The sequence below is a fragment of the Pseudomonas sp. 008 genome, from assembly GCF_016861935.1.
Lineage (GTDB): Bacteria > Pseudomonadota > Gammaproteobacteria > Pseudomonadales > Pseudomonadaceae > Aquipseudomonas.
In genome coordinates this window covers 1-25,486 of record NZ_BOMA01000029.1, presented here as the reverse complement: position 1 = coordinate 25,486, position 25,486 = coordinate 1, and the positions used below count along the sequence as shown (strand labels likewise).

At 61.3% G+C, this 25,486-nt stretch carries 22 protein-coding genes; 11 read left to right on the top strand and 11 right to left on the bottom strand.

Going from position 1 to position 25,486, the window contains the following annotated elements; genetic code table 11:
- Positions 1-168: 168 nt before the first annotated feature.
- From JUI81_RS31200 to iolC, 8 genes are all read right to left on the bottom strand, one after another.
- Positions 169-1,029, bottom strand: coding sequence for a sugar phosphate isomerase/epimerase family protein (locus JUI81_RS31200; RefSeq protein WP_007939382.1), 861 nt, complete (start codon positions 1,027-1,029; stop codon positions 169-171).
- A gap of 134 nt (positions 1,030-1,163) precedes the next feature.
- On the bottom strand, positions 1,164-2,189 hold the full coding sequence (locus tag JUI81_RS31195) for a Gfo/Idh/MocA family protein (protein ID WP_028941031.1): 1,026 nt from the start codon (positions 2,187-2,189) through the stop codon (positions 1,164-1,166).
- A 31-nt stretch (positions 2,190-2,220) separates the two neighbouring features.
- Positions 2,221-4,152, bottom strand: a complete 1,932-nt coding sequence (gene iolD, locus JUI81_RS31190) for a 3D-(3,5/4)-trihydroxycyclohexane-1,2-dione acylhydrolase (decyclizing) (RefSeq protein ID WP_204125650.1) — start codon at positions 4,150-4,152, stop codon at positions 2,221-2,223.
- Positions 4,153-4,183: 31 nt separating this feature from the next.
- Entirely contained in the window at positions 4,184-5,005 is an 822-nt protein-coding gene (locus JUI81_RS31185; RefSeq protein ID WP_086945492.1) for a TIM barrel protein, read from the bottom strand.
- A gap of 26 nt (positions 5,006-5,031) precedes the next feature.
- Entirely contained in the window at positions 5,032-6,534 is a 1,503-nt protein-coding gene (locus tag JUI81_RS31180) for a CoA-acylating methylmalonate-semialdehyde dehydrogenase (RefSeq protein WP_204125649.1), read from the bottom strand.
- Positions 6,535-6,564: 30 nt separating this feature from the next.
- The gene (gene iolB / locus JUI81_RS31175) at positions 6,565-7,374 is read right to left on the bottom strand and encodes a 5-deoxy-glucuronate isomerase (protein WP_204125648.1); all 810 of its coding nucleotides are present in this window, start codon (positions 7,372-7,374) and stop codon (positions 6,565-6,567) included.
- Positions 7,371-8,264, bottom strand: coding sequence for a myo-inosose-2 dehydratase (iolE, locus tag JUI81_RS31170; protein WP_018928033.1), 894 nt, complete (start codon positions 8,262-8,264; stop codon positions 7,371-7,373). The genes iolB and iolE overlap by 4 nt, the downstream gene beginning before the upstream one ends.
- A 183-nt stretch (positions 8,265-8,447) precedes the next feature.
- Positions 8,448-10,385 carry a 5-dehydro-2-deoxygluconokinase gene (gene iolC / locus JUI81_RS31165; protein WP_204125647.1) on the bottom strand — a complete coding sequence of 646 codons (1,938 nt, stop codon included), beginning with the start codon at positions 10,383-10,385 and terminating at the stop codon, positions 8,448-8,450.
- Between the two features lie 311 nt (positions 10,386-10,696).
- Here iolC and JUI81_RS31160 point away from each other — a divergent pair, with 311 nt between their 5' ends.
- Positions 10,697-11,617 carry a MurR/RpiR family transcriptional regulator gene (locus JUI81_RS31160; RefSeq protein WP_007939390.1) on the top strand — a complete coding sequence of 307 codons (921 nt, stop codon included), beginning with the start codon at positions 10,697-10,699 and terminating at the stop codon, positions 11,615-11,617.
- A gap of 109 nt (positions 11,618-11,726) precedes the next feature.
- The gene (locus JUI81_RS31155) at positions 11,727-12,338 is read left to right on the top strand and encodes a glutathione S-transferase (protein ID WP_204125646.1); all 612 of its coding nucleotides are present in this window, start codon (positions 11,727-11,729) and stop codon (positions 12,336-12,338) included.
- A gap of 93 nt (positions 12,339-12,431) precedes the next feature.
- Here JUI81_RS31155 and JUI81_RS31150 read toward each other — a convergent pair whose 3' ends face one another.
- Both JUI81_RS31150 and JUI81_RS31145 read right to left on the bottom strand, forming a co-directional pair.
- Positions 12,432-13,673, bottom strand: a complete 1,242-nt coding sequence (locus tag JUI81_RS31150; protein ID WP_204125645.1) for a M20/M25/M40 family metallo-hydrolase — start codon at positions 13,671-13,673, stop codon at positions 12,432-12,434.
- A 134-nt stretch (positions 13,674-13,807) separates the two neighbouring features.
- Positions 13,808-14,881 (bottom strand): diguanylate cyclase, encoded by a 1,074-nt coding sequence (locus JUI81_RS31145; protein WP_204125644.1) that lies wholly within the window; start codon positions 14,879-14,881, stop codon positions 13,808-13,810.
- A 260-nt stretch (positions 14,882-15,141) separates the two neighbouring features.
- Between JUI81_RS31145 and JUI81_RS31140 the strand changes: the two genes are divergently transcribed.
- The 5 genes from JUI81_RS31140 (at position 15,142) to JUI81_RS31120 (ending at position 21,606) form a co-directional block, all read left to right on the top strand.
- Positions 15,142-16,086, top strand: coding sequence for an alpha/beta fold hydrolase (locus JUI81_RS31140; RefSeq protein ID WP_018928038.1), 945 nt, complete (start codon positions 15,142-15,144; stop codon positions 16,084-16,086).
- A gap of 231 nt (positions 16,087-16,317) precedes the next feature.
- On the top strand, positions 16,318-17,817 hold the full coding sequence (glcD, locus tag JUI81_RS31135) for a glycolate oxidase subunit GlcD (protein ID WP_204125643.1): 1,500 nt from the start codon (positions 16,318-16,320) through the stop codon (positions 17,815-17,817).
- On the top strand, positions 17,817-18,866 hold the full coding sequence (glcE, locus tag JUI81_RS31130) for a glycolate oxidase subunit GlcE (RefSeq protein WP_204125642.1): 1,050 nt from the start codon (positions 17,817-17,819) through the stop codon (positions 18,864-18,866). The genes glcD and glcE overlap by 1 nt, the downstream gene beginning before the upstream one ends.
- Entirely contained in the window at positions 18,867-20,084 is a 1,218-nt protein-coding gene (gene glcF, locus JUI81_RS31125; protein WP_204125641.1) for a glycolate oxidase subunit GlcF, read from the top strand.
- A gap of 130 nt (positions 20,085-20,214) precedes the next feature.
- Complete coding sequence (locus JUI81_RS31120; RefSeq protein ID WP_019582701.1) at positions 20,215-21,606, top strand: VOC family protein; 1,392 nt, start codon at positions 20,215-20,217, stop codon at positions 21,604-21,606.
- 121 nt (positions 21,607-21,727) lie between these two features.
- Here the strand turns inward: JUI81_RS31120 and JUI81_RS31115 are convergent, their stop codons facing one another.
- Positions 21,728-22,510 carry a tellurite resistance TerB family protein gene (locus JUI81_RS31115; RefSeq protein WP_019582702.1) on the bottom strand — a complete coding sequence of 261 codons (783 nt, stop codon included), beginning with the start codon at positions 22,508-22,510 and terminating at the stop codon, positions 21,728-21,730.
- Positions 22,511-22,617: 107 nt separating this feature from the next.
- Between JUI81_RS31115 and JUI81_RS31110 the strand changes: the two genes are divergently transcribed.
- The 4 genes from JUI81_RS31110 (at position 22,618) to JUI81_RS31095 (ending at position 25,437) form a co-directional block, all read left to right on the top strand.
- Positions 22,618-22,983, top strand: coding sequence for a VOC family protein (locus tag JUI81_RS31110; RefSeq protein ID WP_018928044.1), 366 nt, complete (start codon positions 22,618-22,620; stop codon positions 22,981-22,983).
- 197 nt (positions 22,984-23,180) lie between these two features.
- Positions 23,181-23,903 (top strand): phosphatidylcholine synthase, encoded by a 723-nt coding sequence (gene pcsA, locus JUI81_RS31105; RefSeq protein WP_018928045.1) that lies wholly within the window; start codon positions 23,181-23,183, stop codon positions 23,901-23,903.
- A gap of 11 nt (positions 23,904-23,914) precedes the next feature.
- Entirely contained in the window at positions 23,915-24,301 is a 387-nt protein-coding gene (locus JUI81_RS31100) for a DUF488 domain-containing protein (protein ID WP_204125640.1), read from the top strand.
- Between the two features lie 209 nt (positions 24,302-24,510).
- Positions 24,511-25,437 carry a universal stress protein gene (locus JUI81_RS31095; RefSeq protein WP_019582704.1) on the top strand — a complete coding sequence of 309 codons (927 nt, stop codon included), beginning with the start codon at positions 24,511-24,513 and terminating at the stop codon, positions 25,435-25,437.
- The last annotated feature ends 49 nt before the right edge of the window (positions 25,438-25,486 follow it).

Genomic DNA, 25,486 nt, shown 5'->3' with positions numbered 1-25,486 from the left:
TGTGGCGAGGGGCTTGCCCCCGTTGGGGCGCGAAGCACCCCTAAAACCAATCACCGCGTTATTGAATTTAGAAAGCAGTGACTGGTTTACGACTGCTTCGCAGTCGAACGGGGGCAAGCCCCCTCGCCACACAAGCCCGCTCCCACAGGTTTTTTGTGTATGCCGCGGTTATTGGCAGAGTTCGCGGGTCACGCGTTCGAGCATCATCCGGTTGGACTCGTCCGGCCGGTCTTCCCAGGCGAACACCGAGACGGTGGCGATGCCATCGAACTTGATCTCGCGCAAGGTGCCGAAAAACGCTTCCCAGTCGACCTCGCCCTGGCCGATGTCCAGGTGCTGGTGCACGGTGGCGGTGACGCCCGGCGGGTTGACGATGTAGCGCAAGCCCGAGGACGCCTTGTGGTTGTAGGTGTCGGCGATGATCAAGTGACTCAGCTTCGAGCCGGCGTACTTGAGCATCGAGGCGATGTCACCCACGCCATCGTCATAGAAAAACGTGTGTGGCGCGGCGTAGAGGTAGTTGATCCAGTCGCGGTCCAGACCGCGAATGATGTCCACCGACTCGTTGTTGCGCTCGCAGAAATCATAAGGATGGGCCTGGATATCGAGCTTGATGCCTTCGCGTTCGAACTCGGGGATCAGTTCGTCCATGGAGCGCATGAACTGGTTCTCGCAGACCAATGGGTTGTCCGACTGACCGGTGAACTCGGTGTTGACCAGTTCACAGTCCATCTCCACGGCAATCTGGATCGCCCGCTTCCAGTTGCGCACGGCAGCTACGCGCAAACCTTCATCGGCGGCGGCCCAGTGGTACATGGGTAATAAGGAAGAGAGTTTGACCCCGGTGTCGCTCAGGGCTTTGCGAAATTCCTTGATCCGCGCCTTGTCGACTCGCGGGGCTTTATAGAACGGCAGGAAATCTTCCCGGGGCGACAGCTCTATGTGTTCGTAACCAAGCTCGGCGACCTTGTCGACCATCTTGCCCAGGGACAGGTTGCGGTACATGTAGGGGTCTAGTGCGATGCGCATTTTTTTGTTCTCCATCACCTTACGCTGATCGTTCCCACGCTCTGCGTGGGAACGCCGCCATGGACGCTCTGCGTCCGTTTTGTGACGCGGAGCGTCACGGGATGCATTCCCACGCAGAGCGTGGGAACGATCGGTTAGCCGTAGAAGTGTGGGCGATCAGGGAGTGCGACTTTGACGATCTGGCCGCTGTTCTGCGCCTCGATGCAGGCATCCGCAGCGACGGCGGCGGCGAAACCGTCCCACGCCGATGGCCCGCCGACCTGCCCGGCGCGCACGCCATCGATGAACGCCTGCAACTCGACGTCGTACGCGGCGATGAACCGGTCCTTCCAGTCCATCAGAATCGCATTGGACAGTTTCGCTCCGCTGCGCAGCTGAACCTGCGACGGCTCCGGCAGTTTGGCGATGCCCGTCTCCCCTACCACTTCGCACTGGATGTCGTAGCCGTACTGGCAGTTGACGAACACTTCCACGTCGATGCGCGTGCCCTTGGCGGTTTCCAGCAACACGATCTGCGGGTCTTTCAAATGGGCGTGGGCCTTGCTGGTCTTGCGCGGGAACACCACTTGCACCGACACATAGTCGTCGTCGAGCAACCAGCGCAACACGTCCAGCTCATGGATCAGCGTGTCGGTGATCGCCATGTCGGTCTTGTAGTTTTCACCCACGGTCGGGTTGCGGTGTGCGCAGTGCAGCATCAGCGGCTCGCCGATCTGGCCACTGTCGATCACCGATTTCAATGCCCGATAACCTTCATCGTACGGGCGCATGAAACCAACCTGCACCAGTCGCTTGCCGTGGGCCACTTCGGCCTCGACGATCTTGCGGCAGCCTTCGGCGGTGACCGCCAGCGGTTTCTCGCAGAACACCGGTTTGCCCGCCGCAATGGCCGCCAGTACGAACTCTTCGTGGCTCGGGCCCCAGGAGGTGACGAGGACTGCGTCGACGTCCGGCGCCTTGATCAGCGCGTGGCCATCGGGATAAACCTCGGCGGTCAGCTTCAGATCGGAGACGACCTTGGCTGCTTGCTGCAAATTGATGTCAGTGACCGCGACGACCTGACTGTTGAGCAAGGTCTGGCTGCAACGACGGATATGGTCCTGGCCGATGGCCCCGGTGCCGATGACGCCAATGCGCAACGAATTGGAAAGCGAAGACATATAAACACTCCTGTTGTTCGTTTCAGGGCAATCAGTATTGACGGGCCTTGGCCAATCGTTCGTTGAGGGTCTTGGCCACCGCATCGGTGCGCGCGCTGGTGGAGACTTGCGCCACGCCGACCCGCCACCATGACAGGTATTTGTGAATCATGGTTTTGGGCAGGACCTTGATGTCGATCAGCGTCGACACCGTCTGCAACCGCGCATCCGCCAACGCAGCTCGCAGCTCTTCAACCGTGTTCACCTTGTAGGTCTTGCAGCCGTAAGCCGCCGCGCTCATGGCGAAATCCACCGGCACGAAACCGCCATCGAGCTTGCCGGTTTCAGGATCGCGGAAACGGAACTCGGTGCCGAAGCTGTCCATGCCGTGTTCCATTTGCAGGTTGTTGATGCAGCCGAAGGTCATGTTGTCCAGCAACACCACGTTGATCTTGCGGCGCTCCTGGATCGAGGTCGCCAGCTCCGAGTGCAGCATCATGTAGGAGCCGTCGCCCACCAGCGCATAGACCTCGCGCTCAGGCTCGGCGAGCTTCACCCCCAGTGCGGCGTTCACCTCATACCCCATGCACGAATAACCGTATTCGACGTGGTAGGTGTTCACGCCCTTGCTGCGCCAGCTGCGCTGCAAGTCGCCGGGCAGACTGCCGGCGGCGGCGACGATCACCGCATCATCGGTCAGGGTTTCATTGAGCACACCGAGCACCCGGCTCTGGGTCAGGCAGGAACCGGTCAGCTCGATGAATTCGCGCAGCACCGCCGGGTCCAGGTGATCGTTGATTTCCGGGACGAAGTCTTGAGTCTGGTATTCGACCTGATAGATGCGGTCGACTTCCTCGTCCAGCTGCGCCCGGGCCTGTCGGGGTTGATCGCCCCAGCCGGAGCGATAGTCGCCCAACACAGCGGCCAAGGCGTTCAAGCCGGTTCTGGCGTCCGCCAGCAGTTGCACGCCATCGAGTTTCAGGGCGTCGCAAGGGCTGATGTTGAGGTTGAGAAATTGCACATCCGGGTGTTTGAACAAGGATTTCGACGCGGTGGTGAAATCGCTGTAGCGGGTGCCGACGCCTATGATCAAATCAGCGTCCTTGGCCAACAGGTTCGCCGCCAGGCAACCGGTTTCGCCGATCCCCCCGACGTTCAGTGGATGGCTCGACACCACCGCGCTCTTGCCGGCCTGGGTTTCGGCGAAAGGAATATCGAAGCGCTCGGCAAAGGCCTGCAACGCTGCATTGGCACCGGAATACTTGACCCCGCCGCCGCAGATGATCAGCGGTTTGCGCTTGCCTTTGAACAACGCCACGGCATCGCCGAGCATCGCTTCGGTGGCCGGACGGCGCTCGATGCGGTGCACGCGTTTTTGCAGGAAGTAATCGGGATAGTCGTACGCCTCGGCCTGCACATCTTGCGGCAAGGCCAGGGTGACGGCGCCGGTTTCGGCGGGGTCGGTGAGCACGCGCATGGCGTGGATCGCCGCCGTCATCAGTTGCTCGGGACGGTTGATCCGGTCCCAGTATTTGCTCACGGCCTTGAACGCATCGTTGGTGCTGATGCTCAGGTCGTGGAACTGCTCGATCTGTTGCAACACCGGGTCTGGTTGGCGGCAGGCATAAACGTCGCCGGGCAACAGTAGCAAGGGAATACGGTTAGCGGTGGCCGTCGCGGCAGCAGTCAGCATGTTCGCCGCGCCCGGGCCCACCGATGAAGAGCAGGCGTAGATCTTGCGCCGCAGGTGTTGCTTGGCAAAACCAATGGCCGCGTGGGCCATGCCTTGTTCGTTGCGGCCCTGATGGACGATCAGGTCGCCGCTGTCCTGTTCCAGGGCTTGCCCCAGCCCCAGCACATTGCCGTGGCCAAAAATGGTAAAGATCCCAGCGACGAATTTGCTCTGAACCCCATCGACCTCGATGTACTGGTTATCGAGGAATTTCACCAGGGCCTGGGCCATGGTCAGTCTTGTTGTGGTCATGCTTGCACCTTTTCCGTATGCGAATCCGATGTCAGCTCAGGGATTTCTGCAGGTGATCCATGCTCGCGCCGATCGCCGTCTGGATATCCGCCAGGTCATGGACGCTGTCGGCAAACGGTTCGAACGACAGGTAGCCGCTATAGCCGCTACTGAGCAAGGTGTCGATCTGCGCCGCATTGCCGAGGATGTCGCCCTCGCCCACCAGCACCCGATGGCCGTCACGAATGGTCGCCAGTGGCGCCTCGGCATCTTCGACGCCGGAGATGTGCACCAACCCGGTCAGTTCAGGGAAGAATTCATGCTCGCTGGCCAGGTGATGGTGGAAGGTGTCATGCACCAGACGAAACACATCCAGCCCTCCGATGGCCTTGATCGCATCGACTGCCGTGCGTTTGCGCCGCAGCGAGCATTCTTCGAAACCCAGCGGTTCGATGAAGCCGAGAATGCCGTGATCGCGCAGGATCGGTGCCAGTTCACTCAGCGCCGTGCGCAGGCCAGACGCACGCTGCGCTTCGGTTCGTGGATCGGCGCGGTCGTTCAATGGGCACATCACCAAGCCCCGTGCGCCACAGTCACGGGCATAAGCGGCAAGCTTCAGGGCGTGTGCGCGGCGCTCGTCATTCCAGACATCGAACGGATACAGCGCGTTGATCGACAGCACAGTGATGCCTTTGGCCGCGCACAGCTCACGGACGTGTTCGGGTGCGGTGCCATCCTCGATCTCGACGCCTTTGAGGTCGTTGCGAATCTCGATGGCGTCGGCCTTGAGGGTCACCGCCAACTCGATGAACGCCGGCAGGGACAGACGTGGGGCGACCATACGGTTCAAGGCGAAACGCAGGGGTTTGCTCATTTTTTGTTGTTCTCCGCACACGTGAATTATTTGGCTGTCGGCATGCTGAATTCAGGGCCCTTGGCGATGCTGTCGGGCCAACGCTGCATCACGCTTTTGTAGCGGCTGTAGAAGCGAATGCCTTCTTCGCCATACGCGTGGTGATCACCGAACAGCGAGCGCTTCCAGCCACCGAACGAGTGCCAGGCCATGGGCACCGGAATCGGTACGTTGATGCCGACCATGCCGACCTTGATGCTGCGGGCAAACGAGCGGGCAATGCCGCCGTCGCTGGTGAAGCAGGACACGCCGTTGCCGAATTCATGGGCGTTGATCAGCGCCACGGCGCTGGCGAAATCCGGTACGCGCACGATGCCCAGCACCGGGCCGAAGATCTCTTGCTGGTAAATGCTCATCTCGGTCGTGACCTTGTCGAACAGCGTCGCGCCGACGAAGAAGCCATTCTCGGCGCCCGGCACCTTGAAGTTGCGCCCATCGACAATCAGTTGTGCGCCCTGGGCCACGCCTTCGCCAATAAAGCCCTCGACCTTGGCCTTGTGTTCGGCGGTCACCAGCGGCCCCATGTCGCTGTCGCCCTGCATGCCATTGCCGACCTTCAGTTGATCGATACGCGGCAACAGTTTGGCAATCAACTGGTCACCGACATCACCGACGGCCACGGCAATCGAAATCGCCATGCAGCGCTCACCGGCCGAGCCGTAAGCCGCGCCGATCAGCGCATCCGCCGCCTGATCCAGATCGGCATCGGGCATGACGATCATGTGGTTCTTCGCCCCGCCCAGCGCCTGTACGCGTTTGCCGCGCGAGGTGGCTTGCTGGTGGATGTACTCGGCAATCGGCGTCGAGCCGACAAAGGAAATCGCCTCGATGTCCGGGTGTTGCAGCAAGGCGTCGACCGCCGCCTTGTCGCCCTGGACCACGTTGAACACACCGTCCGGCAATCCGGCTTCGGTGAGCAAACGAGCCATCAGCAAACTGGCGGATGGATCACGCTCAGACGGTTTGAGAATAAAGCAGTTGCCGGTGACCAGTGCCAGCGGGATCATCCACAGCGGCACCATCACCGGGAAGTTGAACGGCGTAACGCCCGCGCAGACGCCCAATGGCTGGCGCAGGTTCCAGTTGTCGATGCCACCGCCGATGTTGTCGCTGAAATCGGTTTTCAGCAGGTTCGGCGCACCGCAGGCGTACTCAACGATTTCGATGCCACGGGTCACTTCGCCCTTGGCGTCGGAGAACACCTTGCCGTGTTCGCGGCTGATGATTTCGGCCAGTTCGTTGTGATGGCGGTCGAGCAATTCCTTGAACTTGAACATCACCCGCGAACGGCGCAGGGACGATTGCTCGGACCAGGCCGGGAACGCCTTCATGGCCGAAGCGACGGCCTCATCCACGGTCTTCTGGCTGGCCAGCCCGACCCGCGCCTGAACGCTGCCGGTGGCCGGATTGAAGACATTGCTGAACCGCTCGCTACCACTGTCCTGCAGCTGACCGTCGATGTAATGGCCTATGACCGGGGCGTCGCTCATTATTCTTGTTCTCCCTTTGGATGTTGGAATTTAGAGATCCAGTAGCCAGCTGTGCTGCGGATCGTTATGGAACTGCCAGACGCGTTTCGGGCCGGCCATCACATTCAGGTAATACGACTCATAGCCGTAGGGCACGCTGACCGGGTGATAACCCTTGGGCACCACCACCAGGTCGCTGTTTTCCACCGCCATGGCCTGATCGATACTGCGATCGTCGGTGTAGACCCGCTGGAACACGAAGCCCTGGGGCGGGTTGATCTGGTGGTAATAGGTTTCTTCGAGAAAGCTCTGGTGCGGCAGATCGTCGGTGTCGTGCTTGTGCGGTGGGTAGCTCGACGAGTGACCGGACGGCGTACGCACTTCCACCACCAGCAGCGAATGGGCGGGCTCGGTGTCCGGCAAAATGTCGCAGACATAACGGGTGTTGGCACCCTTGCCGCGCACGCTGCGTTTCATGCTGTCGGGTTTGATCAGCCGCGCGCCGAGGTTTTCGGCGGTCGAACCGGGCGCCGCGCACACGGCGATTTGCACGTCGCTCAACGCCACCACCTGGGCCTGACTGCCGGGAGGCAAATACACGGCGAACGGTGATTTGTCTTCGAACACCGACTGGCGATCGCCGATGTTGTTCCAGTCGAACGCGCCCTGCCCCGGTGCTTCACCCTTGATGCCGACCCGACCGCTGAGCAGCACCAGGCACAATTCCTTGTCACCCGCGCTGACCGGAAGGGTTTCGCCAAGACTCAGGCGATAGGCGGCAAAACCGACGTATTCCAACTCACCCTGACCCAGCTCGACCATGGTCCGACCGCGGGCATTGCTCTTGACCAACAGGCTCATCGCGCGGTCCTCTCGTCGAGCAAGGCACGCAAGGTGTCGTAGCCTTTTTTGGCGTAGACGTAACTCGGTGCCACCGCCGGATCCTGCTCAGCTTCCACCACCAGCCAGCCGTGGTAATCGGCGCCCAGTAGCACGTCGAGCAAGGCGCCGAAGTCGATGTCGCCATCGCCAGGCACGGTGAAGGTGCCGTTGATGATGCAGTCCGGAAAGCTCCAAAGGTTGTTGCGCGACAGTTGCACCACCGGTTTGCGCACATCCTTGAAATGCACGTGACAGACCCGTTCGATGTGTTTGCACAGCACCTGCAGCGGTTCGCCGCCGCCCATGTAGCAGTGACCCGAATCGAACAGCAGGCCGACTTCGCTGCCGGTCAACGCCATCAGTTTGTCGATGTCGGCCGGGGATTCGACGTAGGCACCCATGTGATGGTGATACGCCAGACGCACGCCCTGGGACAGGGTGAAACGCGCCAGTTCGGTGAGTTTGTCGGCGTATTCTTGCCAGGCCTGCTCGGTGTGGAAACGCGGGCGCTCGACCAGTGGAATGCGCTGGCCTTGAATGGAGTCGGCGACTTCGCCATAGACCAACACCTTGGCGCCGTTCTTCGCCAGCAGCTCGACATGGCTGCCGATGGCGTCGATTTCCTCGGCCACGGAACGGCGGGCCAGACGGCTGGAATACCAGCCCGACACCAGCGCCAGGTCGTAAGGCCGCAGCACATCGCCGACGCCTTTGGCGTCCTTGGGGAACTTGCCGTTGAGTTCAAAGCCTTCGTAGCCAATGTCCTTGCCTTCGCTGAGGGCGGTGCTCAACGGCGTCTCGCCACCGAGGGACGGCAGGTCGTCGTTGCTCCAGGAGATCGGGTTGATGCCAATTCGGATAGCGGGCATGGCTGCACCTTTTATTGTTTTCTCTAAAAAATTCGGCCAATCATCTGTGGCCAGTGGCGCTCTTGTGGCGAGGGGGCTTGCCCCCGTTGGAGCGCGAAGCGGTCCCAAAATAGCGAGTGCTACGCACTCGAACGGGGGCAAGCCCCCTCGCCACAAAAAGCCCAATCGACCACATAACTTTGTTCAGGCTCGGGCCGTGCGCCAGGCATCGATCAGTTCGACGAAGGTGCCCTGCACCTGGCGAATCAGTGCCTCGTCGTCGATTTCACCGGCCATCCACGCGCGGCTCGGTTCCTGGAAAATCGTCCGGCCCACGGCGAAACCACGGCAGGTCTGGCTCTGGCTGGCCTGTTGAAACCCTTCGGCCAGGGTCGCTGCCGGGGCATTCAGGCCCAGCAGCACCACGCCACGGCAATACGGATCGCGCTCCTGAATCAGCTCGTCGAGTTGTTTCCACTCCTCGGCGCTCTGCGCTTCGATCTTCCACCACGCCGGGTAGATGCCCAGGTTGTAGAGGCGTTTGAGGGCGCGATAGAGCACGTCCGGATGCGGTGATGGGTGATCCTTGGGCGGAATGATCTCCAGCAGCAACTCATGCCCGCTGACTAGCGAGGCCTGATACAGGCCCTTGATCTGCGCTTCCTGCTCCAGACGCAGCAGTGGCTCGTCGTCGGGATGGAATTGCACCAGGCATTTGATGATCTGTTCTTGCGGCCAGGCGATCAGGTTGCTGCCGATCGAGCGCCCGTGTTCGAACGCCAATGGCCGCGAACCCTGCACTTCCACCGGCCGCGCCACCCACCAGCCACGACCGGTGGCGGCGTTCAGCGAGTCCTGGCCGAAACGTTGATCGGCCAGCAAGCCGACATCGGCGTCGACGCCCTGCTCACGCAAATCCGCCTCGACCCGTTCCACGGCCTTGATAAAGAGTTGTTTGAGTTCACAGATAGCGTTCAGGTCGCGCCCGCCCTTATGGGCCAGCTCTACCAGTTGCCCGCGATGATCGAAGGCAAAGATGAACAGTTGCTTCCACTGTTTGCGCGGCACGCTGACCTGGTGCAGACGCTGCAATGTCACGTCCTGATCCGGCCGGGTGATCGGCACCGGGCTGTTGAACAGGTAATCGAGTTCGGCGCGGGTCGGCATCGCCGGGGCGCAGGCATGGCGCGACACCACCAGACCGCCGCAGGCATTGGCCAACTGGCAGCAGCGCTCGTCGCTGGCGTCCTCCAGCCAGCCACTGAGGAAACCCGACATGAAGGCATCGCCGGCGCCCAACACATTCAGCACTTCGACGCGCACACCGGGATAGATCGCGCCGTCTTCGAGACGCGCCGGGATCGCCCCATGAATCACCGTGCAACCTTGCGGGCCGAGCTTGACCACCAGGGTTGCCGCGCTCAGGCGCCGGACATTGCGCAGCGCGGTGAGCAGATCCTCGGCGCCGCCGGCGATCAGGAATTCTTCTTCAGTGCCGACGATCAGGTCGAAACGCGGGAGGATTTTCTGCACGTGCTGGCTGACGTTCTGGTCGGCGACGAAACGGGTTTCGCCGTCTGCCTTGCCGGCCAGACCCCAGAGCACCGGGCGGTAGTCGATGTCCAGCACCCGTTTGACGTTATGCTTTTCGGCATAGTCCAGCGCCTGAATGCTCGCCTTGTAGACGCCGTCGGTGGAGAAATGGGTGCCGGTGATCAGCAGGGCTTTGCTGGAAGCGATAAAGGCTTCGCTGATGTCTTCGGCGCGCAACGCCATGTCGGCGCAGTTTTCGCGGTAGAACACCAGGGGAAAGGTTTCGCGATCCTTGAGGCCCAGCAGGACCATGGCGGTCAGGCGTTCCGGATCGACCTTGATGCCGCTGACGTCGCAGCCTTCACGGACCAGGGATTCAACGAGGAAACGGCCCATGTGGTCGTCCCCTACCCGGCTCAACATCGCCGACTTCAGCCCCAGCCGCGCGGTGCCGAAGGCGATGTTGGCGGACGAACCGCCCAGGTACTTGGCGAAGCTGCTCACATCCTCCAGCCGCGCCCCGACTTGTTGCGCATAAAGATCGACGCCAAGGCGTCCGAGGCAAATCAGATCCAATTGACGCCCACTGGCAAAACGAGTCTGGCCCATGCTGGCTCCTGTTATTTTTATCAGCCTGCGTTCGGGGCGATGAAGGCGCCGAACACTCTTGGTGGATGCAGACTAAAACGACCGGGGCCGAACAATCAATATTTATTCTATATATTTTTTACGTGGAATATTTTTTCCAATAAACTTTGATACAAGCGTTCCAGACACCGTGCATCGTTTCAGCAGACCCCAGGCCGATTGCAAGCTCAAGATTTTATTCCGGCCTACCCTGTAGACTGCGCACAGCCAACCTATTGTCAGGGGATGACGAGAACCGTCATTCCTATAAGAACAAGCCAGAAGGATTTTCTATGTCCCGCACCGATCAGCCGGCTACGACCGAGAGCTCGCCCGACAGCGATCTCGCCAGCCCTCCGATCAATGCCGAGCGTCTGTTGCAGCTGATCACCGAGGAGTACGAAAGTCTGCCGCGCCAGCTCAAACGCATCGCCAGCTACATGAGCCAGCAGAGCGACCGGATCATGGTCGACCGCATCAGCGACATCGCCCGCGAATGCGAAGTGCACCCGTCGGCCATCGTGCGCTTTTCCCAGCGCTTCGGCTTCAGCGGGTTCAGTGAAATGCAGGCGCTGTTTCGCGAGGCCTACACCCACAAGACCACGCCGGTGCAGAACTACCAGCAACGCATCCGCAGCATGATCGCCAACAAGTCGCAGAAGGCCAGCGGCGGCGACCTGGCGCGCGAATGCATCAACGCCACCCTGTCGGGTATCGAGCGTTTGGGGCTGGAACTCGATGACCAGGCTTTCGACAAGGCCGTGGACCTGGTGGTGAATGCCGATAACATCTACGTGGTCGGGGTGCGTCGCTCGTTTGCGGTGGCCGATTACCTGGTCTACAACCTGCAACACACCAACAAGCGCATCCACCTGGTGTCGGGCCTTGGCGGCAGCTACCGCGAGCAGATGCGCAGCGTGCGCGCCAACGACCTGGTGATCGCCATCAGCTTCACGCCCTACGGCAAGGAAACCCAGCACTGCCTGCGCATCGCCCAGCACCATCAGGCGAAAACCCTGATCATCACCGACAGCAACCTCTCGCCATTGGCCAAGCGCGCCAACACCGTGCTGCTGGTCAACGAGGGCAGCTCGTTTGCCTTCCGTTCATTGAGTGCCACCTTGTGCCTGTGCCAGGCGCTGTTCATCGCCGTGGCTTATCGACTGGAATTGAAGGTCGATGAGATTCATGAACAGGCAGGTTTTGAGGATTAGCCTTCGAGGATGAACAATAGGCCTGAGAATTAGCGCGAAACCGCTTGCAGGTCGCTGAACCTCGGCTAAGGTTGTCCCTCCCCAAGGACCGTCTGTAAGGAGAGGCTCAATGAAACTGATCGGCATGCTGGATTCGCCCTACGTGCGGCGCGTCGCCATTTCCGCCAAATGCCTGGGCATCCCGCTGGAACACGCGTCGGTTTCGGTGTTCAGGCACTTCGAGCAGTTCCAGCAGATCAACCCGGTGGTGAAAGCGCCGACGCTGGTGCTGGATGACGGTGAGGTGTTGATGGATTCAACGCTGATCATCGATTACCTCGAAGCCTTGGCCGCTCCGGGTAAAAGCCTGATATCCGACAATCCGGTTCAACGCTTGCGCTCGCTGCGGCTGATCGGCCTGGCATTGGCGGCGTGCGAGAAGTCGGTACAGCTTTACTACGAACGCAACCTGCGGCCAGCGGAAATTCAGTACGCGCCTTGGGTGGAACGGGTCGAAGGGCAATTGGCGGCGGCGTATTCGGCGCTGGAGCGGGAGCTGGGAAAACAGCCGCTGAAGACCGACGGCTCGATTGCGCAGGACGGGATTAGCTTGGCGGTGGCCTGGAGCTTTACCAACCTGGTGGTGCCGGATCAGGTGGAGGCCAAGCAGTTTCCACTGATCAACGCGTTTACGGCGTATGCCGAGGGGCTTGAGGTGTTTGTCGATACACCGATCGAGTAGGCAATACGCAGTAAGCCGAAACACTGAAAATCCCTGTGGGAGCGGGTTCCGCATTGGGCAATGCTCACCACAGGGCCCTGACGATCTGGCCGATTACCGCTTGGCCAATTCCATAATCATCCGCGACAGCAAATAAATCCGCGGCGCCACGCTTTCGACCTCGGCGTACTCTTCAGGCGTATGGATGTTGCCGCCGACAATCCCGAACCCGTCCAGCGTCGGCGTGCCAACACCCGCGGACAAACTCGCATCTGCCGCCCCGCCGCTGCCTTCTTCCGTCAACTTGCGGCCAATTTCGCCGTAAATGCCCTGGGCCATGGCCATCAAGCGATCCGATTCCGCCGTTTGCGGCATCGGTGGCAAGCCGCGCTTGAGGCTGGTGGTGACTTGCGTATCGGCAATCAGTTTGTCCTTCGACACCCGCGCCAGGTCCTTTTCGATCCGGTCGAATTCCTCCGGCACCGCCGCCCGCACATCAGCCTTGGCCGTAGCCTGATCCGGAATCACGTTGGTGCGGTCACCGGCCTTGAGCACGGTGAAGTTGATGGTGGTTTTCTTCGCTTCATCGCCCAGTTTGCCGAGTTGCAGAATCTGGTGCGCGGCTTCCATGGCAGCGTTACGCCCCAATTCCGGGGCAACGCCCGCATGCGCAGCCTTGCCTTTGACCTCGACCACAGCAGTGGCGCTGCCTTTGCGCCAGACCACCAGGCCATCGGCCGGGCGGCCCGGTTCGAGGTTGAGGGTCACGTCGTGGGCCTTGGCGGTTTTCTTGATCAGGTCGGTGGCGACGTCCGAGCCGGTTTCTTCACTGGCATCGAGCAGGAAGGTGATCTGCGCGTAGTCCTTGAAGTCGAGGTTCTTGAGGATTTTCAGCGCGTAGATCCCGGCGACGATGCCGCCCTTGTCGTCCATCACGCCCGGCCCATAGGCGCGGCCGTCCTTGATGTGGAACGGACGCTCGGCGGCGGAGCCTTCCTTGAACACAGTGTCCATGTGCGCCATCAGCAGGATCTTCGCCTTGCCGGTGCCTTTGAGGGTAGCCAGCACATGGTTGCTCTCGTCCGGGGTGTTGGGCACCAGTTCGATGGTGGCACCCAGTTTCTTCAACTCTTCGATGGCGATGTCGCTCACCTGGGTCAGGCCCGGTTCATAGCCGGAGCCGGAGTCGATGTTCACCAGCCGTTCCAACAGTTTCAGGGCTTCAGCCTTGTACTGTTCAGCATCGGCGAGGACTTGTTTGTGGGGTTCGGCGAAGGCTGCGGGGGTGAAGGTGCCGAGGGCGAGGGTCAGGCCAAGGCTGGTGGCCAGGAGAGAGCGCGGGAGCTTGAACGTCATGAATCGATCCTTGTTTCGTGTCGGGGTCTTTAGACCCTACCTGACTACGACGCAAGGCTCTACACCGGATGCGACACATACAAACCTGCATGACCACGCATTCCCTGTGGGAGCGGGCTTGTGTGCATATTGGGTCACACAGAATCAAGCAACTCTTTACGCGGCTTGCCGTCGCCATGGCAGATGACGCGGTTACGCCCGGTGGTCTTGGCTTCGTAGAGCGCCTGATCGGCGTCGTTGAGCCACAGGGTCGCGTCGTCATGGTCCGGGTTGAAGGCCGCTAGGCCGATGCTCAAGCTGACCTTCAGCGCCGGGTTCTGCTCGTAACCCAACGTGGCGAAACGAGCACGCAGCGCATCCATCGCCACGGCGGCGCGCTCCAGCGGCAGGTCCGGCAGCAGCACGCAGAATTCGTCGCCACCATAGCGGCCGGCGACATCGGCTGCCCGCAGGTTCTGCTTGAGGATTTTGCTCAGCTGACGCAAGACGATGTCCCCGGCGACATGGCCGTAGGTGTCGTTGATGGTCTTGAAATGGTCGATGTCGATCAACGCAATGGCCCCGCCCTTCTGCTGGCGCCGGCAACGCTGAAACTCGATGTCCAGCTGGTCTTTCCAGGCACCGTGATTCAGCAGACCGGTCAGGCTGTCGGTGCGGCTCAGGGCCAGCAACTCACGCTTGTGTCGGCCGAGGGTGTGGGCCTGACGGAAGCAGACCCAGCCCAGGGACATCGGATAAATCGACAGCAAAGGTAAACAGGCGTATAGCTGAAATGGACTGGTTTGCGGGACAAAAGCCGGCATGAACACCAGCAGCCCGAGGCCTATCCCGAGCACCTGCGCGACGGCACCCGCCAACAGAAAACGCAAGCCACCGATGGCCACGTTGTGCATCGCCATCATCGACAGCGTAGCTGCGCTGGGCAGCGGATTGAACTGCATGGCGGCCACCCAGAAACCGCCGAGAAACGCGTCCACCAGAATGTTGCGGTGTTCGGCGTGATAAGGAATTTTCGCCCGACGCGCCCATTGATAGGCCACATGCGGCCAGATGACGCCGTTGAACAGCATCACCACCCAGACCCAGGGCGCGGGGTCGAGTGGATACATCCCTGCACCGACACACAATAGTCCAAGGGCCAGACCCAGGATGCGCGACCCATAAAGCCTCCTGGCCAATGAAAGTCCCTTTCCTCCCTTTTTTTCCATAGAGGCCTCTGTACTACTGAACCGAGCCTGACAACACATGGGTGAAAGTGTTTGAAGTCTATCAGGGGAACGGCGAATAGCCATCACCGGATGACGGTCTGACAGCTGGTAGCTCCAATAGTGTGGCATCGCGATGAGGCGAGTGCCCAATGTTTGTCTATACATGAAGTAAGGGATCGATAAACCACGATAAACAGGAGGCCGCTGCAGAGGCTCCGCCAACCACCTTCCGTCCTGATCACTGCAAAAGGAATAGCCTGATGCTTTTGTTGGTTGTCGCTATCGCCGTTTTCGCGGCCTGGAGCTGGTTGAGCTACCCGGCCATCGGTTACTGGCTCTATGATTTGAACATGGCGCTGGAGGCCCGGCTGTATCGGTTGCACAAGCTTATCGTGCCGATCACCGAAATGACCGTCTCGACCTGGCAAGGCGGCCCCTACGAAGCCTCCAGCAACATACTGATGCTGCACGGCTACAGCGCCGACAAGAATATCTGGCTGCGCTTCGCCCGGCATTTCGTCAACGACTACCGGGTGATCATCCCCGACCTCGCCGGCCATGGCGAAACCGGCTTCAAGGCCGGTGGTGGCTACGACATTCCGGTCCAGGCCAAACGATTGATCCAGCTGCTCGATGTCTGCGGCGTCGAGAAGGTGCACGTGATCGGCAATTCCATGGGTGGCTACATCGCGGCATGGCTGGCGGTCAATTACCCCGAACGTATCGTCTCGCTGGCGCTGCTCGACCCGGCCGGCGTCACTGCCCCGGAACCCAGCGACATGGAGCGCCACCTGGCTCGCGGCCATAACCCGTTCCTGATTCATTCCCGTGAAGAGTTTCAGCACTTCTACGCCATGACCATGGCTTCGCCGCCATGGGTACCGGGGATCGTGCTGGACGCCGTCGCCCAGCGCTATGAACAGCAGCGCGACGAGCTGGAAGAAATCTTCAGGGACTTCCGGGCCAGCCCGCCGATGGAGCCAAAACTGCCCGACATCAAATGCCCGGCGCTGCTGCTGTGGGGGCGCAAGGACCGCTTGATCGACGTCAGCAGCGTGCCCGTCTGGAGCAAGGGCATCGCCGATCTGCGGGTGGAAATCTGGGACGGTGTCGGCCACATGCCGATGGTTGAGCAGCCGACCAAAACCGCACGCTTGTACCGGGAGTTTTTGCGGGCGCATCACATGACCCCCACCGCCTCGTAGCAGCTGCCGAGCCTGCGAGGCTGCGTTCGCCGGTAGCAGCTGTCGAGCTTGCGAGGCTGCGTTCGGCTGCGCAGCAGTCGTGAATCCGGCTGACGCAGTTTGCCTGATGCACTGCAAGCTCTGGTTTTACGACTGCTACGCAGCCGAACGCAGCCTCGCAAGCTCGGCAGCTGCTACGGGTTGGCAGATAATTCGGGGGGGATGCTCGGCGATTCATACGAGGCGCGATTGATGAACATTCTTTACGACGAACGCATCGACGGCGCCCTGCCCAATGTCGACAAGGCCATGCTGCTCAAGGCCTTGCAACAGGAGGTGCCGGACCTGGATATCCTCTGGCGCGAGGAAGAGCTCAAACCCTACGAATGCGACGGTCTCTCGGCCTATCGCACCACGCCGATGCTGGTGGCCCTGCCCCGGCATCTTGAACAGGTGCAGGCACTGCTCAAGCTCTGCCATGCCCGGAACGTGCCGGTGGTGGCGCGCGGGGCCGGCACCGGGTTGTCCGGCGGTGCGCTGCCGCTGGACAAAGGCGTGTTGCTGGTGATGGTGCGATTCAACAACATCTTGCACATCGACCCCGCCGCCCGCACCGCACGGGTCCAGCCAGGGGTGCGCAACCTGGCGATTTCCCAGGCAGCGGCGCCCTTCGGTTTGTATTACGCACCGGACCCGTCCTCGCAAATCGCTTGTTCAATCGGCGGCAACGTCGCGGAAAACGCCGGTGGCGTGCATTGCCTCAAGTACGGCCTGACCGTGCACAACCTGCTGAAACTCGAAATCCTGACCCTTGAAGGCGAACACTTGACCCTCGGCGCCGACTCGCTGGACGCGCCGGGGTTTGACCTGCTGGCGCTGTTCACCGGCTCCGAAGGCTTGCTGGGGATCATCACCGAAGTCACGGTCAAACTGCTGCCCAAACCCCAGGTCGCCAAAGTACTGCTGGCCAGTTTCGATTCCGTGGAAAAGGCCGGTCGCGCGGTGGCCGAGATCATCGCCGCCGGGATCATTCCCGGTGGCCTGGAGATGATGGACAACCTGGCGATCCGCGCCGCCGAGGATTTCATCCACGCCGGTTACCCAGTGGATGCCGAAGCGATCCTGCTGTGCGAACTGGACGGCGTCGAAGCCGATGTCCATGACGACTGCGAGCGAGTCCGCGAGGTGCTGCAACAAGCCGGTGCCAGCGAGGTGCGCCAGGCGCGGGACGAGGCCGAGCGCGTGCGGTTCTGGGCCGGACGCAAAAACGCCTTCCCGGCCATCGGCCGTCTATCGCCGGATTACTACTGCATGGACGGCACCATCCCCCGTCGCGAACTGCCCGGCGTACTCAAGGGCATCGCCAACCTGGCGCAAGAATATGGCTTGCGGGTGGCCAACGTGTTCCACGCCGGCGACGGCAACATGCACCCGCTGATCCTGTTCGACGCCAACCAGCCCGGCGAACTGGAACGGGCCGAAGCCCTTGGCGGCAAGATCCTCGAACTGTGCGTGAAAGTCGGCGGCAGCATCACCGGCGAGCACGGCGTGGGCCGGGAGAAAATCAATCAGATGTGCGCGCAGTTCAACAGTGACGAGTTGACCTTGTTTCACGCGGTGAAAGCCGCGTTTGACCCGCAGGGGCTGCTCAACCCCGGTAAGAACATCCCGACCCTGCACCGCTGCGCGGAATTCGGCGCGATGCACATCCACGCAGGAAAACTGCCGTTCCCTGATCTGGAGCGTTTCTGATGGCAGATTTCGATGCCAGTGAAGCCCTGCTCGAGCAGGTCAGGCAGGCGCTGGAAAACGCCACGCCGCTGCGCATTCAGGGAGGGAACACCAAGGCGTTTCTCGGCCGTGAAGTGGCCGGCGAAGTGCTCGACACCCGCGCCCACTGCGGCATCGTCAGCTATGACCCGACGGAACTGGTGATCAGCGTTCGCGCCGGCACACCGCTGAGCGAACTGTTTGCCGCGCTGGATGCCGCGGGGCAAATGTTGCCCTGCGAGCCGCCGTCGTTCGGCGAAGGCGCCACGGTCGGCGGGATGATCGCGGCGGGGCTGTCCGGGCCACGGCGCCCATGGGCCGGCTCGGTGCGCGATTTTGTCCTCGGTACGCGGGTGATCAGCGGTCTGGGCACTCACCTGCGCTTTGGCGGCGAAGTGATGAAAAACGTCGCCGGCTATGACCTGTCGCGCCTGATGGTTGGCAGTTACGGCTGCCTCGGGGTGCTGACCGAAGTCTCGCTCAAGGTGCTGCCCAAACCCCGGCAATGCCTGAGCATCAGCCTGGACATCGACTGCGCCCGCGCCTTGGCCAATCTGGCGCAATGGGGCCAGCAACCGCTGCCCATCAGCGCTGCCAGCCACGATGGCCAGCGTTTGTACCTGCGCCTGGAAGGTGGCGAAGGCTCGGTCGCGGCGGCCCATCAACGGCTCGGCGGCGAACCGTTGGACTCGGCCTATTGGTCCGACCTGAACGAACAACGACTAGACTTTTTCAATGAAGGCCTGCCGTTGTGGCGCTTGTCATTGCCCAACAACCTCGGGCCACTGGACTTGCCCGGCGAGCAGTTGATCGACTGGGGTGGCGCGCAACGCTGGTTGAAATCAGCAGCCGATAACATTCAATCACTGGCTCAGCAGCACGGCGGCCATGCCACCTGTTTCAGCCATGGCGTCACAGAAATGCCTTTCCAGCCCCTGGCCCCGGCGCTGCTGCGCTATCACCGGCAACTCAAGGCGCAACTGGACCCGCAAGGGTTGTTCAACCCCGGCCGGATGTACGCGGAGTTCTAGATGCAAACCAACCTTAGCGAGCAGTCCCGGAAACTGCCCCGCGCCGAAGAAGCGGACAAGATTCTGCGCACCTGCGTGCACTGCGGGTTTTGCAACGCCACCTGTCCGACCTACCAACTGCTCGGCGACGAACTGGACGGGCCACGCGGGCGCATCTACCTGATCAAACAAGTGCTCGAAGGCGCCCCCGCCACGGCCCAGGCCCAGTTGCACCTGGATCGCTGCCTGACGTGCCGCAACTGCGAAACCACCTGCCCGTCCGGGGTGGATTATCACAACCTGCTGGACATTGGCCGCGCCGTGATCGATCAAGCAGTGCCGCGCCCGGCCAGTCAACGGCTGTTGCGTCAGGGCCTGCGGGCACTGGCGCCGAACCCGAACCTGTTCAAGACCCTGCTGCAGATCGGCGCCACTTTCCGGCCGTTGCTGCCACGGGGTGTTGAGGCGAAGTTACCCCACGACCTCCCTGCTCCGGGCGAACGCCCCGTCCCTCGGCATGCGCGCCAGGTGTTGATGCTCGAAGGCTGCGTACAACCCGGTCTGTCACCGAACACCAACGCCGCAACGGCGCGGGTGCTGGATCGGCTGGGAATCAGCGTGATTGCGGCGCCGGAAGCCGGTTGTTGCGGCGCGCTGGACTATCACCTCGACGCCCAAGCTGTGGGCCTGGACCGCGCCCGACGCAACATCGACGCTTGGTGGCCGCACCTGGAAAGCGGCGCCGAGGCCATCGTGCAAACCGCCAGCGGCTGCGGCGCATTCATCAAGGATTACGGGCATCTGCTGGAGCGCGACCCGGTTTATGCGGCCAAGGCACGGCGAGTCAGCGAAATGGCCCTGGACCTGGTGCAAGTGCTGGCCGATGAGTCGTTGGAGCGAGTTTGCGCCGCCACCGACCGACGGATCGCCTTTCACTGCCCCTGCACCTTGCAGCACGCACAGAAACTCGGCGGCGCGGTCGAGGCCGTGCTGACGCGGTTGGGCTTCAATCTCACAGCTGTGCCCGACAGTCATTTGTGCTGCGGATCGGCGGGCACCTATTCGATCACCCAACCGGAGCTGGCCCGGCAACTGCGCGACAACAAACTCAACGCCCTGGAAAGCGGCCACCCCGACGTCATCGCCACCGCCAACATCGGCTGCCAGAGCCACCTCAACAGCGCCGGACGCACCCCAGTCAGGCACTGGATCGAATTGGTGGACCAAGTGCTGCGTTGACCGAACACTTCCGCGTTGCAAGAACAGTCCTTGGCAGAATGAAGTTCGTCAGAAACTTCGTTTGTCGGCGCCGCCGAAGGCTGCGATCTTTTCCGGCATCCGTTACGTCACTGCGCCAGGAATTTTTTTCATGAGCCACCCGAATTTCGTCAGCCCTGACCTGATCCGCCAACGCTTCTCCAAAGCGATGTCCGACATGTACCGCGAAGAAGTGCCGCTGTACGGCGCGCTGATGGAACTGGTGGAACAGACCAACCGCCACGTGCTGGACAGCGACCCGCAAATCGCCCGACAGCTGCACAGCACCGGGGAAATCCAGCGGCTGGACCTGGAGCGCCACGGTGCAATCCGCGTCGGCACCGCCACTGAACTGGCAACCCTCGCCCGCCTGTTCGCGGTGATGGGCATGCAACCGGTGGGCTATTACGACCTGACCCCGGCCGGCGTGCCGGTGCATTCCACCGCGTTCCGTGCCGTGCATGAGGCGGCGTTGCAAGTCAGCCCGTTCCGGGTGTTCACCTCGCTACTGCGCCTGGAACTGATCGAAGACACCGAACTGCGGGCCTTTGCCCAATCAGTGCTGGACCAGCGTTCAATCTTCACCCCGGCTGCGCTGACGCTCATCGAGCGCGCCGAAACCCAGGGAGGGCTGACCGAATACGAGGCGCAGGACTTCGTCGCACAAGCCTTGGAAACCTTCCGCTGGCACCACAGCGCCACCGTCACCGCCGAGCAGTACCAACAACTCAGCGCCCAGCATCGACTGATCGCCGACGTGGTGGCGTTCAAAGGCCCGCACATTAACCACCTGACGCCGCGCACCCTGGACATCGACATCGTCCAGGCACAAATGCCCGCCCATGGCATTACCCCCAAAGCGGTGATCGAAGGCCCACCCCGCCGCCAATGCCCGATTCTGCTGCGTCAAACCAGCTTCAAGGCGTTGGACGAGCCGATTGCTTTTACCGATCAAGCCGAGATGCGCGGCAGCCACAGCGCCCGCTTCGGTGAAATCGAACAACGCGGCGCAGCGCTCACGCCCAAGGGCCGGGCACTTTACGACCGTTTGCTCAACGCTGCCCGGGATGAGCTCAAGGAGTTCCCCAACGAAGCCAATGCCGCACGCTACAACGCGCTAATGACGCAGCACTTTGGCGAATTCCCTGACACCGTAGAAGAAATGCGCCAACAGGAACTGGCGTACTTTCGCTACTTCATGACCGAAAAAGGCCTGGCGGCGGATGGGCTGAAAGACGCGTCTCTGGAGGATTTGCTCCGCGACGGGTATGTGCGGGTTGAACCGCTGGTGTACGAAGATTTCCTGCCGGTCAGTGCGGCGGGGATTTTTCAGTCGAACCTGGGGGACGCGGCGCAAACCCACTATGGTGTGCACTCGAACCAACAGGCGTTCGAAAAGGCGCTGGGACGGTCGACGATTGATGAGTTGGGCTTGTATGCCGAGACGCAGCGGCGATCGATCGAAGAGTGTTTTGCAGCATTGGGCTTGAAGGTCACCGATTAGGCGTTATGGCCGCGAAAAGATCGCAGCCCTGCGGCAGCTCCTGCAGAAATACGTATTTCATGCAGGAGGGGCCGCCCCGTCGTTCGTCGCGTCGTTGCCGGCACGGCACGTTTTCGACCTTTTAAGCCGCACCGCCCTTGGCCTGTTGCTCCAGGTGCAGTTGCAGCTCTGGATCGATCTTCAGCGCAGCGGCCAGTTCGTCCAGATAATTGCGCTCGGCATCCTGCTGATCGTCCACCAGCATCACGCTGGCCAGGTACATCTCGGCGGCCATGCCCGGGTCCTGGGCGGACTGCGCCACATCGGCGGCATCCAGCGGCCGGGCGACTTCGTCATCGAGCCATTGTTGCAGTTGCGGGTCGTCGGTATGGCGGCCGATTTCAGTGCTGATCATTTGTTTCTCGGCGTCGTCGATACGGCCGTCGGCCTTGGCGGCGGCGATCAAGGCGCGAAGGATGGCGTGGCTGTGGTCTTCGATTTCCGGACCGGACAACAGATCAACGGTACGCGGCGCCTGTTGGGGTGCCGAAGCCTGGCTGCGTTGCCATGCCTGATAGGCCTGGAACGCCATCATCCCCAAAGAGGCCAACGCCGCATAGTTGGTGCCGCCCGAGCGCGTTTGGCTTGAACCGCCCGAAGGGGAACCGCCGCCCAACAGACCACCGAGCAAACCTCCCAGACCTCCGCCGCCAGCACCTCCACCCGCGCTGCCACCCAACAGGCCACCGAGCAAGCCACCCAAATCGCCCAAGCCGCCTTGAGTCGACGCCGCACCACCACCTTGTTGCGACAACGAGCCCTGGCCGGCCCGCAGTAATTGCTCAAGCAAATCGCTGGTGTTCATGACGACGTCCTCATTGATGGGCAGAAACCAAGTCAGGCAACGATAGTCCTCGCCGGACATTCCGCCAACTCCGTCTGGCTGACGTCAAAAGGTGCCCCTTCACACTCCTGACAGAAACTGACAGCGCCTCCTTTTATGCTGCGCCCACCTTCTAATGGAGCAACCCCATGATCACTCCCCGTTTCATTTTGCTTTTCGTGGACAATCCCGCCGTCAGTGCACGGTTTTATGAGTTTCTGCTGGAGCGCAAGCCCGTGGAAGAGTCGCCGACCTTCGCCCTGTTTGTCCTGGACGACGGCTATAAACTGGGGCTCTGGTCGCGGCATACCGCCGAACCTGCAACGACTGTAACGGGCGGCGGAACCGAGCTGGCGTTCCCGGTGGAGTCCGCCGAGCAGGTCGATGCACTGTTTGCCAAGTGGAGCGCCCTGGGGCTGACCATGCTGCAAACACCGACCGAACTCGATTTCGGTCGCACCTTCGTCGCCCTTGACCCGGATAGCCATCGGCTGCGTGTGTTCTTTCCTCATTAAGCTGACAACACAGGCAGACAACGCTCATGACGTACCCCGGATATTTCCGGGGTATTTTTTTGTGCGGCGTCTAAGATTCAAAGGTGGTGAACCTTATCCCCGAAAATCCGGTCGATACCTGCAACCCGATCCGGTTTGCCGACGCCCTCAATAGCAGGGTGATAACTGGCTTGCTTCATTTTCTGGAGAACGCCCCCGTGATATCCACCGTACACATCGCCAGGCTCAAAGCATGGGGCGCCCATGGTTTTACCGCCACCGGCGTGGTCACTGCTTTCCTCGCGACCCTCGCCCTGCTGGAGAACCAGCCCACCCATTGCCTGCTGTGGCTGGGCGTGGCGCTGATCGTCGACGGGCTGGACGGCGCGCTGGCACGCAAGGTCAATGTGCAATCGGTGCTGCCGAGTTTCGACGGCTCGATCCTCGACCTGGTGATCGACTACCTGACGTATGTGTTTATCCCGGCGCTGTTCATCTACCGTTACATCCCGTTGCCGGACTACACCCTGCTGCTGACCGTGTCGCTGATTCTGGTGTCGTCGCTGTTCTGCTTCTGCAACGTCAACATGAAGAGCAAGGACAACTACTTCCAGGGCTTCCCCGCTGCGTGGAACGTGGTTGCGCTGTGCCTGTACATCATCGGTCCGTCGCCGTGGATCACGTTGCTCACCGTGATCGGCCTGGCGCTGTTGACCGTGACTCGAATGAAATTCCTGCACCCGTTCCGCGTGCGCCGCTTCATGCCGATCAACATTGCCGTGACGGCCATCTGGTTGCTGTGCAGCTTGTCGCTGGTGCTCAACCATCCGGTCATCAATCCACTGGTGATGGGCCTGTGGCTGCTGATGTCGGCGTACTTCCTGGGGATCTGCATCTGGCGCACGGCGCTGGAGTGGTTCGACGGCTCGCGGCTCAAATAGGCACTGCAATCATGCCCATCCATATCGTGCGACTCGGCTCACCCCGCCCCGCAAATGAAGGCCTGCGCCTGGGCACGGTACGCCGCCCGCCCCGTGGCGTACCGAAGGCCGAATTCGCCAGCCGTGATTTCTATGATGTGTGGCAACCGCTGCTGTCCCCCAGCCCCGAACTGGTGGCCGAAGCCAAAGCGGCAGAAGACGCCAAAGCCTGGGAGGCTTTCAAGCGCAAGTTCAAGGCCGAGATGAACCATCCCGCGCCCAGTCAGCTGCTGGACCTGCTGGCCGCCCTCTCCCATCAAACCTCACTGGCCGTGGGGTGTTACTGCGAAGACGAGGCGCACTGCCATCGCTCCGTATTACGGGAGTTGCTGGAGGCTCGGGGCGCAAAGGTTGTTTAGATAAAAAGAACACCAAAATCCCCCTGTGGGAGCGGGCTTGCTCGCGAAGGTGGTCTGTCTGGCACATCGATGTTGGATATGCCGACGCCTTCGCGAGCAAGCCCGCTCCCACATTAGAACCGGACGAGGGGTTGATCATGGTCAATAATGAAAGGATTGAGATGTATTGAACGACCACCGTCTGCTCGCTTACCCACGGGAGGTTTGTCATGTCTGGTCAACCGCGCTTCATGCTGGTCGCCTCACCGCTGATGGAACACAGCCCCGCCTTTGACCGGGCTGCGATGCTGGCCAAGGCCGAGGGGGCGGCCCTGCACATCGTGGCCTTCGACTATCTGGAAGGCCTGGCGACCGCCAGCCTGGTCAACGAAAAGGCCATGGAGCAGATGCGCTTGGGCTATGTCGAGCGCCACCGCCAGTGGCTTGAAGAACAGGCCCACCCCTTGCGCAAGATCGGTGTGAACGTCACCACCGAGGTGGCCTGGGTCGAGCATCCGCTGGAGGAGATCCTGATTCACCTCAAGGAGCAGCCGATGGACGTGCTGATCAAGGCGCTGGATCATCCATCGCGGCTGTCGCGGCTGGTGTTTACCCCCCTCGACGTGCATTTGTTGCGTGAATGCCCGGTGCCGCTGCATTTCGTCAGCCATGCCACTCGCGCGTTGCCGCGCAAGATCGTCGCGGCGATCGACCCGTTTCACCGCGATGATCAATACAACAGTTTCAACGACCGGATCCTTCACGAAGCCTCAAAACTGGCGAGCGCCTGCAATGCCGAACTCGATGTGGTCTACGCCTATGACCTTTCATCCATCAGCGCGGACGAGTTCAACTTCTATAACGGTTCGGCGCTTTTCTCTTCGGACCAGGTCAAGACCCTGTTCGACCTCCAGGAGAATGCCTTCAACGAACTGGCCGCGCGCAACGGCATCGCGCCGGAGCAGCGGCACATGATCATGGGCAACCCCACCAAGGTACTGACCCACTACACCGAGACCCATGATGTGGATGTGATCGTCATGGGCCGGATCGGCCATCGCGGCATGGGCCGGTTGATCGGCAGCACGGTGGAGCATGTGCTGTACAAAATGCCATGCAGCGTGTGGGTGGTGTACACCGAGTCACTGGATGAGTGACTGCAACGGCTGAATACCAAATTGTGCACATACCTGTGTGGACGCGACC